At 72.3% G+C, this 11,588-nt stretch carries 1 protein-coding gene and 1 pseudogene; both read right to left on the minus strand.

Annotation, left to right across the window (positions count from 1 at the left end; all coding sequences use genetic code 11):
• On the minus strand, window positions 1–10,847 hold a 10,847-nt coding region (locus IEY86_RS34970; protein WP_189135940.1), incomplete at its 3' end, for a type I polyketide synthase.
• Window positions 10,848–11,326: 479 nt separating this feature from the next.
• Window positions 11,327–11,575, minus strand: a pseudogene (locus tag IEY86_RS37295) (hypothetical protein); the annotation flags it as partial.
• Window positions 11,576–11,588: the final 13 nt, after the last annotated feature.

The following is an 11,588-nucleotide window of genomic DNA, read 5'->3' on the forward strand; positions in this document are numbered from 1 at the left end:
ACCACCGCCAACACCGCATGACCCCGACGACGCGCATCCGACAAACGCTCCACCAACAGCAACCCCGCACCCTCGGAAAACCCCGCACCATCCGCCGCCTCCGAAAACGCCTTGCACCGACCATCCGCCGCCAACCCCCGCTGACGACTGAACTCCACGAACAGCCCCGGCGTCGACATCACCGTCACACCACCGGCAAGCGCCAGATCACACTCACCCGACCGCAACGCCTGCACCGCCAGATGCAACGCCACCAACGCCGACGAACACGCCGTATCCACCGTCACCGCAGGACCCTCAAGACCAAAGGTGTACGAAACACGACCGGACATCACGCTTGCGGAGTTGCCGGTGCCGAGATAGCCCTCGAAGTCCTCTCCGGAGGCGACCAGAAGACCGGTGTAGTCCTGGCCGTTCGTTCCGGCGAATACGCCCGTGCGGCTGCCCCGCAGCGAGACCGGGTCGATCCCGGCCCGCTCGAACGCCTCCCACGACAACTCCAACAGCAACCGCTGCTGCGGATCCATCGCCACCGCCTCACGCGGCGAGATCCCGAAGAAGCCCGGATCGAAGTCGGCCACACCGTCCAGGAAGCCGCCCTCACGGGCGTAGCAGGTGCCCGGGTGGTCGGGGTCGGGGTTGTAGAGGGCGTCAGGGTCCCAGTCGCGGTCGTGGGGGAACGGGGCGACCGCGTCACCGCCGCTGAGCAGGAGTTGCCACAGTTGCTCCGGGGTCCGCACGTCGCCGGGGAAGCGGCAGCTCATCGCGACGATCGCGATCGGGTCGTCGTCGACGAAGGTGGGAACGACGGCGGGCAGCGCCGATTCAGGCTGGACGTCGGACAGTTCGGCGCACAGCAGCCTGGCGAGCTCCCCGCAGTTGGGGTAGTCGAAGACCAGGGTGGACGGCAGCCGCAGACCGGTGATCCTGTTCATGCCGTTGCGCAGTTCGACCGCGCTGAGCGAGTCGAAGCCGAGGTCGCTGAATGCTTTGCCCGGTTCGACCGCTTCGGGCCCCGGATGGCCGAGCACGGTGGCGACGTAGCCGCGGACCACCTCGAGGACGGCGTCGTCGCGCTCCGCCTCGGGCAGGCCGGCCAGGTGCAGCCGGAGCATGGAGGCGTCCTGGCCGGCGCCCTCGGCGCCGCCGCCGTCCGTCTCCCGCAGGGCCCTCTGGGCCTCCGGGAGTTCGCGCAGCAGGGCGCTGGGTCGGGGGCCGGTGAACGCGGGGGCGAACTTCTCCCAGCCGATGTCGGTGACCGCGACGTAGGTCTCGCCGTGGTCCAGTGCCTGCCCGAGCGCCGTGCAGGCGAGCTCCGGTTCCATGTCGTAGACGCCGTAGCGGCGAAGTCGCTCGCTGACCGCGCCGTCGCCCATGCCGCCGTCCGCCCAGTGCCCCCATGCGACGGCGGTGGCCGGCAGGCCGGCGGCCCGGCGCTGGGCGGCCAGGGCGTCGAGGAACGCGTTGCCCGGGGCGTAGTTGCCCAGTCCGGGGCCGCTGATGGTGCCCGAGGTCGAGGAGAACAGGACGAAGGCCGAGAGGTCGAGATCCGCGGTCAGTTCGTGCAGATTGACCGCGGCGGTCACCTTGGCGCGCAGCACCGGATCCATGCGGCTCGGGTCGAGTGCGTCGATGACGCCGTCGTCCAGCGACCCGGCGACATGCATGACCGCGTCCATGGGGTACTGCTCGGGAACGCAGTCGATGAGGTCGCTCAGGGCAGCGCGGTCGGAGACGTCGCAGGCCGCGATGGTGACGGCGGCGCCCAGCGCGGTCAGTTCGGCCTCGAGCTCGGCGGCCCCGGGGGCGTCGGCGCCGCGGCGGCTGGTCAGCAGGAGGTTGGGGGCGCCGAGGCGGGCCAGCCACCGTGCCACATGGCCGCCCACGGCCCCGGTGCCGCCGGTGACGAGTACGGTGCCGCGCGGCCGCCAGCCGTCGCAGGGCTGCGCACCGGCCAGGGGGGCGCGGAGCAGACGGCGGCCGAATGTGCCCGAGGCCCGTACCGCGACCTGGTCCTCGCCGTCGGAGGCGGCCAGAACGGCGCACAGCCGTGTCCTGCTCCGGGCGTCCAGGCTTGTCGGCAGGTCGACAATGCCGCCCCATCGGTCGGAGTGCTCCAGTGCGGCGACCCGCCCCAGGCCCCAGACGAGTGCCTGCGGCGAACTGAGGACGGTCTCGGAGTCGCTGATGGCGACCGCGCCTCGGGTGGCGCACCACAGCGGCGCCTCGACGCCGAGGTCGCCGAGTGCTTGGACGAGGGCCAGGGTGCCGGACAGGCCCAGGGGCACCGCCGGGTGGTCAGGGTGCGCACGTTCATCCAGGGCGAGCAGCGACAGCACGCCGGCGATCGGGACCGTCCCGAGCGCGCCCGCTTCCGTCTGCCCGTCCGCCGTCGCATCCGTGTCCGCTGCGGCGAGCACGAGCCGCAGGTGCTCGGCCAACCGCCCGCGGTCGGCGCCGCCGTCGGTGATGCCGACGAGCCGCACCGAGGCGCCGTGGTCGGCCAGCGCCTGCCGGGCGGCGACCACCAGTTCGTCTTCCTCGCCGGCGGACGGAGCGAGGAGCAGCCAGGTACCGGACAGCGCGACGGCGGTGTCCTCGGCGAGGGGGGACCAGCCGACCGTGTAGCGCCAGCCGTCGACGGTCGAGTTCTCCCGGCTCGTGCGGCGCCAACCGGCCAGCGCGGGCAGCACATCGCTCAGGGGCGCGTCGCCGCCGAGGTCGAGGGCGGCGGCAAGGGCCTCCAGGTCCTGCTGCTCGACGGTCTCCCAGAAACGTCTCTCGGCGGCGTCCGAAGAGGGCGCGCCCCCGACGTCCGTGCCGAGGTCTCGAGTCCGCGGCCAGTACCGCTGCCGCTGGAAGGCATAGGTCGGCAGGTCGACGCGCCGGGCCCCGGTGTCGGCGAAGACGGCCGGCCAGTCGACGTCGACGCCCTGGACATGTGCCTCGGCCAGTGCGGTGAGGAACCGGTCGAGCCCGCCCTGGCCACGGCGCAGGGTGCCCAGCACGGCGGCGTCGACTCCGGCGTCCTCGATGGTCTCCCGCAGGCCGATACCCACCACCGGGTGCGGGCTGACCTCGATGAACGCGCGGTGACCCGCTGCCAGGAGGCCTCGGACCGCCTCCTCGAAGCGAACGGTCTGGCGCAGGTTGGTGTACCAGTACTCCGGGTCCAGCCCGGAGGTGTCGAACCAGTCACCGGTCACCGCCGACCGGAACGGTGTCTCGGCCATCGCGGGACTGATACCGGTGAGTGCCTCCACCACCTGGTCCCGGATGGGCTCGACGTGCGCGGAGTGCGATCCGTAGTCGACGGAGACCTTCTTCGCCTGCACACCGTCCTCGGTCAGCGCCTCGAAGAGCTCGTCGAGCGCGGCGGCCTCGCCGGAGACCACGACCGAGGCCGGCCCGTTCACGGCGGCCACGGACAGCCGGTCCCCCCACGGCGTCAGCCGCTCTGCGACGCGGTCGGCAGGCAGCGACACGGACATCATCCCGCCGTCCCCGGCGATAGCGGTGAGGGCCCTGCTGCGCAGCGCCGCCACCCGGGCCCCGTCCTCGAGGGAGAGCGCGCCGGCGACACACGCGGCGGCTATCTCTCCCTGGCTGTGGCCGACCACCGCCGAAGGAACGACGCCGTAGGAGCGCCACAGTTCGGCGAGGCAGACCATGACGGCCCACAGGGCGGGCTGGACGACATCCACTCGGTCCATGTCCGGGGCGTCGTCGCCGCCGCGCAGCGCCGCCGTCAGCGACCAGTCGGCAAACGGCGCCAGGGCCCGTTCGCACTGCGCCATCCGGTCCGCGAACACGGCCGAGCTGTCGAGGAGTTCACGTGCCATGCCGATCCACTGCGCGCCTTGGCCGGGGAAGACCAGGACCGGGCCCTGGGCACCGCGAGCGGCGCCGTGCGCGACACCCCGCACCACATCGGTGACCATGCGGTCCTCGGCGAGGTCCCGTAGCCCGTTCTCCAGTTCCTCCCTGCTGGTGGCCAGCACCACCGAGCGGTGCTCGAACGCGGTGCGTGTGGTCGACAGCGAGAGACCGATGTCGGCGAGGCCGAGGTCGGGGTGCGTTCGCAGGTGGGCCCGCAGCCGGGCCGCCTGGGCCCGCAGGGTGTCCCCGGTGCGGGCGGAGAGCAGGGCCGGGACGACGGGCAGCCCATGGGCAGGAGTCGCCGCAACAGGGGCCTCGGCGGGAACGGCGGCAGGTGACACGGCATCGGCGCAGACATCCTCGCGGGCCTGCTGGGGCTCCGGCGCCTGCTGGATGATCACGTGGGCGTTGGTGCCGCTCATGCCGAACGAGGAGACGCCCGCCCGGCGCGGTCGGCCGGTCCGCGGCCAGGGCGTCGGCTCGGTGAGGAGCTTGACGGCTCCGGCCGACCAGTCGACGTCGGGGGTCGGCCGGTCCGCGTGCAGGGTCTGCGGCAGGACACCGTTGCGGATGGCCATGACCATCTTGATGATCCCGCCGACACCCGCCGCGGCCTGGCTGTGACCGATGTTCGACTTGATCGAGCCGAGCCAGAGGGGGCGGTCGTCGGGACGGTCCTGGCCGTAGGCGGCGATGAGGGCCTGTGCCTCGATGGGGTCACCGAGGGTGGTGCCGGTGCCATGGGCCTCGACGGCGTCGACGTCCTGGGGCGTCAGTCCCCCGTTGGCCAGCGCGGCCCGGATGACGCGCTGCTGCGACGGCCCGTTGGGCGCGGTCAGACCGTTTGACGCGCCGTCCTGGTTGAGCGCGCTGCCCTGCACCACGGCCAGTACGGGGTGGCCGTTGCGCCGGGCGTCGGAGAGCCGCTCCACCACGACCATGCCGACGCCCTCGGCCCAACTGGCGCCATCGGCGTCGGCGGAGAAGGGCTTGCACCGGCCGTCCTGAGCCAGCGCGCGCTGGCGGCTGAACTCGATCAGTGAACCGGGGGTCGACATGACGGTGACACCGCCCGCGAGGGCCAGTGAGCATTCGCCCTGCCGCAGGGCCTGCACGGCGAGGTGCAGGGCGACGAGGGAGGAGGAGCAGGCGGTGTCGACGGAGACGGCCGGGCCTTCGAGTCCGAGGGTGTAGGCGATCCGGCCGGACAGGACGCTCGGCGAGTTGCCGGTGCCGATGTAGCCTTCGAAGCTCTCCTCGGCCGCGGCCAGGATGCCGACGTAGTCCTGGTAGGTCACACCGGCGAAGACACCGGTCAGGCTGCCGCGGGCCGACGCCGGGTCGATGCCCGCGCGCTCCAGGGCCTCCCAGGACGTCTCGAGCAGGAGCCGCTGTTGCGGGTCCATCGCCGTCGCCTCACGAGGCGAGATCCCGAAGAAACCGGGGTCGAACTGGCTTGCGTTGTGCAGGAACCCACCCTCGCGGGTGTAGCAGGTCCCGGGCTGATCCGGGTCGGGGTGGTAGAGCTTGGCCAGGTCCCAGCCGCGGTCGGTGGGGAACGGGGAGATGCCGTCGCCCTGGTTGGCGACCAGCTCCCACAGCTCCTCCGGCGTGGTGATCCCGCCGGGGTAGCGGCAGGCCATGCCGACGATGGCGATCGGGTCGTGGTCGAGCGAGGCCCGTGACAGCACGGCGGCGGCGCCGGACGTCTGTTCGCCGAACAGCTCCTCGTCGAGGCGGTCGGCCAGGGCGAGCGGCGTCGGGTAGTCGAAGACGATGGTCGCGGGCAGGGTCGTCCCGGTCTCGGCGCTGAGCAGGTTGCGCAGTTCGACCGCGGTGATCGAGGCGAAGCCGAGGTCCTTGAAGGCACGCAGGGGCTCGACCTCTTCGGGGCCGACGTAGTCCAGGACCACGGCCACCTGTCTGCGCACCACCTCCAGCAGAACGCGTCGGCGCTCCGCCGCCGGTCTCCCGGCCAGCCGCCGAGTGAGGCCGGACTCGTTTCCTTCCGGCGCGGCCTTGCGGCGTGCGGTGCGCGGCTGCGGTGGGGCGGACGCGGCCTGCGGGGAGGCCGGGGAGTGCGCCGTGGACGGGGACTGCGCGGTGGACGGAGACTGCGCCGTGGACGGAGACTGGGCGGTGGACGGGAACTGCGCGGTGGATCCGTCCTCCCCCGCGGGTGCCGGGCGCAGCAGCATCGAGCCAATCGCGATGACCGGGCGGCCGGCGCCGTCCGCGGCGTACAGCGCGATCGTGTCGGGTCCGCGGCGGGTCAGCCTCACCCGAAGCGCGGTGGCGCCCGCGGCGGACAGGACCGCGTCGCCCCAGGAGAAGAGGATCCTTCCCTCGGCCACACCGTCGAGCAGGCCGAGGCCGAGCGGGTGCAGCGCCGCGTCCAGCAGCGCCGGGTGCAGACCGAAGCGTTCCGCCTGCGCCCGTGTGTCCTCGGGCAGGCCGACCTCGGCGTAGACGTCGTCACCGAGCTCCCAGGCGGCGGTCAGCGCCCGGAACCCGGCGCCGTACTCGAAGCCGGTGGCCGCGAGACGGCCGTAGAGGCCTTCGATCTCCACGGGCCGCGCGCCGGCGGGTGGCCAGGCGGCGAAGTCGAACTCGTCCTCGGTCCGTCGGCCGGACGCGGGCGCGAGCACTCCGCCGGCGTGCCGGCTCCATGGTTCACCGTCGGCACTGCCGTGGTCGGGGCGCGAGTACACACCGAGCAGGCGGTTACCGGAGGCATCCGGTTCCTCGACACGCACCTGGAGTTGAACCGCTCCGTGTTCGGGTACGACGAGCGGTGCTTCGAGCATGAGCTCACGGACCCGCTCGCAGGCGACCTGGTCACCGGCGCGGACCGCCAGTTCGAGGAAGGCCGTGCTGGGCACCACGGCCGAGCCCGCGAGGCGGTGGTCGCCGAGCCAGGGGTGCGTCCGCAGGGACAGACGGCCCGTCAGGAGCGCCGCCCGGCTGTCGGCCATGGGAACGGCCGCGCCGAGCAGCGGGTGGTCGGCGCGGGAGAGACCAAGCGACGAAGGGTCACCGGAGCCGGCGGGGATCTCCAGCCAGTAGCGCCGGCGCTGGAAGGCGTAGGTGGGCAGTTCGACGCGCCGGGCGCCCGGGAAGAAGGCCGGCCAGTCCACGTCCGCGCCGTGGGCGAAGACCCCTGCCACGGCCGACAGCAGCGCCGCCGCCTCGGGCCGGTCGTCCCTCATCCCGGGGAGCAGCACGCCGTCCCCCTGGGGCAGGCATGCCTGGGCCAGGGCCGTCAGGGAGCCGTCGGGGCCGAGTTCGAGGCAGCGGCTGACCCCCTGCTCGTCGAGGCCGCGGACACCGTCGGCGAACCGCACCGCCCGGCGGACGTGCCGCACCCAGTACTCGGCGGAGGTCAGCTCCTCGGGCGTGGCAGGCGCACCGGTGAGGTTGGAGACAATCACCGTACGCGGCCGGTGGTAGGCCACACTCTCGGCGACCTGCCGGAATTCGCCGAGCATGGGCTCCGTCAGCGGTGAGTGGAAGGCGTGGCTCACCCGCAGCCTCGTGGTCCTGCGCCCGAGGGCCTCGATCCGGGACGCGATCTCGACCACAGCGGCCTCCGTGCCGGAGACCACGACGGACAGCGGGCCATTGACCGCCGCTATGCCGACCTCGTCCTCAAGGCCCTCGATCAGCGGCAGCACCTCCGCCTCGGAGGCCTGGACAGAGACCATCGCTCCGCCGGAGGGCAACGCCTGCATCAACCGGCCGCGTGCGCAGACCAGGCGGCAGGCGTCCCCGAGTGACCACACGCCCGCGACATGGGCGGCGGCCAGCTCACCGACCGAGTGACCGAGCAGGGCGTCGGGCCTGAGCCCCCAGGACTCCAGGAGACGGAACAGCGCCACTTCAAGAGCGAACAACGCGGGCTGGGCATACTCGGTGCGGTTCAGCAGGTCGGCGTCGTCGCCGAAGACGACCTCCCGCAGCGGCTGCGTCAACTCCCCGTCCACATGGGCGCACACCGCGTCGAAGGCATCCGCGAAGACGGGGAACTCCTCGTGGAGCTCCCGGCCCATCCCCGGCCTCTGCGATCCCTGACCGGCGAAGAGGAACGCCAGTCGGCCGTGGGCGCCGACGTCACCGGTGACCACGCCCGAAGCCGCTTCACCGGACGCCACCGCGCCCAGCCCCCGCAGCAACTCCGCACGATCACGGCCCAGGACCACCGCACGGTGCTCGAACACCGACCGTGTCGTCACCAGCGAAGCGGCTACGTCACGGGGGTCAAGATGGGCTCTCGCCTCCGCATGGGCCAGCAGCCGCTCGGCCTGTTCGCGCAGACCCGTCAGGCTGCGCGCCGAGACCACCCATGGCACCAGACCGCTGTCGGGAGCAACGACGTCCTCGGAAGTCGCGTCGTCCTCCAGGGGCGCCTGTTCGAGGACGACATGCGCGTTGGTCCCGGAGACACCGAACGCCGACACCCCGGCCCGGCGGGGATGCCCGTTCCGGGGCCATTCGGTGTTCCGCGCCAGCAGGCGCACCTCGCCGGCCGACCAGTCGACGTGCGGTGACGGCTCGTCGACGTGCAGCGTCCGCGGCAGCACTCCGTGCCGCATCGCGACCACCATCTTGATCACGCCTGCCACACCGGCAGCCGCCTGGGTGTGACCGATGTTGGACTTCACCGATCCCAGCCACAGCGGACGGCCGTCGGGGCGGTCCTGACCGTAGGTCGCCAAAAGCGCCTGGGCCTCGATCGGGTCGCCGAGCGTGGTGCCGGTGCCATGCGCCTCGACCGCGTCCACATCGGATGCAGAAAGCCCCGCGCCTGCCAGCGCCTGCCGGATGACCCGCTGCTGAGAAGGTCCGTTGGGCGCCGTCAGGCCATTGGACGCCCCGTCCTGGTTCACCGCGCTGCCGCGCACCACCGCGAGCACCGTACGGCCATGGCGCCGGGCGTCCGACAGGCGCTCGACGACGAGCACACCCGCTCCCTCGGCCCATCCGGTGCCGTCCGCCGCCTCCGAGAACGCCTTGCAGCGACCGTCGGCGGCAAGGCCCCCCTGCGAGGTGAACTCGACGAAGGCTCCGGGGTCGGCCATCACGGTCACACCGCCGGCCAGCGCCAGATCGCACTCACCCGACCGCAGGGACTGCGCCGCCAGGTGCAGGGCCACCAGGGACGACGAGCACGCCGTGTCCACCGTCACCGCGGGTCCTTCGAGGCCGAGGCTGTAGGCCACACGGCCGGACACCACACTGCCCGCGACGCCTGTCAGCAACTGGCCGCCAAGACCTTCGGGCACCTCGCGAAGCCCGGCCCCGTATCCAGAGCTCCCCGCGCCGATGAAGACACCTGTCCGGCTGCCCCTGACGGAGCCCGGGGCGATGGCGGCACGTTCGAGGGCCTCCCAGGAGACCTCCAACAGCAACCGCTGCTGTGGATCGATCGCCACGGCCTCGCGGGGGGAGATACCGAAGAATATCGGGTCGAACTGGTGGACGTCGTGCAGAAAGCCGCCCGTCCGGGTGTGGCTTCTGCCCGGCTGCCCGGCATCGGGGCCAAGGAGGGCATCGAGGTCCCAACCACGGTCCACGGGGAATTCGGAGATCGCGTCCTGGCCGTCGGTCACGAGCCGCCAGAGGTCCTCGGGGCCCGAGACCCCGCCCGGCAGACGGCAGCCCATACCGACGATGACGACGGGATCGTCCGCCGCGTCGGCCGCGCCTGCACCGAAGGCAATGAGCCGCGACGCTTCGTCCGGGACGCCGAACAGTTCATCGCGCAGGTGCTCGGCCAACTCCGCCGGGGTCGGGTGATCGAACACCAGCGTGGCAGGCAGTCGCAGCGCGGTCTCGGCGCTGAGCCGGTTGCGCAGCTCCACCGCCGTGAGCGAGTCGAAGCCCAGATCCCGGAAGGGCCGCCCGGTCTCCAGGGTGCCCGCGTTCGCGTGCCCCAGCACTGAGGCGGCATGGGCGCGGACCAGTTCGAGCAGGGCGCGGTCGCGCTCGGCTTCGGGAAGCCCTCCGAGCCTTTCCCGTAGCCCATTGTCCTCAAGGGCGTCCGACGCGGTACCGGCCTCCAGCGCCGCTCGTACCTCGGTGAGGTCGGCGAGCAGGGGGCTGGGCCGACTGCTGGTGAACGCCGGGGCGAAGGCGGACCAGTCGACGTCCGCCACCACCACCGCGGTCTCCTCCAGCCCCACGGCACCGCCCAGCGCCTTCAACGCCAGATCGGGCTCCAGGGCGGGCAGACCACGCCGACGCAGATGCTCCTGCGCGACCTCACCGGCGGCCATTCCGCTCTCGGCCCAGGGCCCCCAGGCGACGGAGGTCGCCACCAGCCCACGCGCGCGACGCCGCTCGGCCAGAGCGTCGAGATAGGCGTTCGCCGCCGCGTACCCCGCCTGCCCCCCGCTGCCCCACACACCGGCGATCGAGGAGAACAGCACAAAGGCCGACAGGTCCAGCTCCGCGGTCAGCTCATCCAGATACGCCGCCGCGACGGCCTTGGAGCGCAGTACGGCGGCAATCCGCCCGGGCGTCAGCGCATCGAAAGCACCGTCGTCCAGCACTCCGGCAGCATGAAGTACCGCGTCGATCGGGTGCTCCGCCAGGAGCTGGGCCAGGGCATCGCGGTCGGCCACGTCACAGGCCGCAACGGTCACCTGGACGCCCTGCGCCACCAGTTCGTCCCGAAGCTCCGCCGCTCCCGGCGCCTCCAGGCCGCGCCGGCTCACCAGCACCAGATGCCCAGCGCCCCCGGTGGCCGCCCACCGCGCCACCCGCACACCCAGCGCACCGGTGCCACCCGTGATCAGTACCGTCCCCGTGGGCGACCACGCTGCGGCTGAAGTGGCCGCCGTTGAAGTGGCCGCGGGCATCCGCTCCAGACGACGCCCGAACACACCCGAGGCCCGCACCGCGACCTGGTCCTCACCGGCTCCCGAGAGCACGGCGGCCAGACGGGTGATCGCCCGCCGGTCCAGCACGGCCGGGAGATCGACGAGGCCGCCCCACCGGTCCGGCAGNCCATCCCGGCGTCACCCAATGCCTGCGCCAGGACCGTTGAAGCCATCACTCCCAGCGGCAGCCCGTCGTCCCCGGCATCCATGACGCCAAGGAACGACACCACACCGGCAATCGGCTCACCTTCGGCCAGGCCCCGGAACCGAGCGGCGAGCTCGGACCTGGCCGCGGCCGGGTCGAACTCCACCGGTTCGACGGCGACGCCCTGGGACGCGAGACCGGCGAGGACCGAGTCCACCCAGCCGCTGCCGACCGGTCCAGCCGGTAGGACGGCGAGCCATCTGCCTCCAACTCCCATTCCAACCGGCAGAGCTGTACACGGCTTCCACACCAACGGCTTCCACACCACGCGATAGCGCAGAGCATCCAGTGAGGTCTGTTCCATGCTCCGGCGGCGCCAGGTCGAAAGGGCCGGCAGAACGGTGTCCAGTACCCGCTCGTCCAACTTCAAAGTGTCTGCCAGCGATTCAAGGTCCTCGCGCTCAACGGCGTCCCAGAAGCGGGCATCGACACCGTGGGGAGTGATCTCGCCGGACCTTCGCGAAGGAGCAGCAGGGGACGGCCAGTAGCTCTCGTGCTGGAAGGCGTAGGTGGGCAGATCGGTCCGCCGTGCCCCTGGGTAGAACACCGACCAGTCCACGTCGGCGCCATCGGTGAACGCTTCGGCCACGGCGGAGAGCAGGGCCCTCACCTCCGACCGGTCC

This window comes from Wenjunlia tyrosinilytica, from assembly GCF_014646055.1.
In the GTDB taxonomy this organism is placed as follows: Bacteria; Actinomycetota; Actinomycetes; order Streptomycetales; family Streptomycetaceae; genus Wenjunlia; species Wenjunlia tyrosinilytica.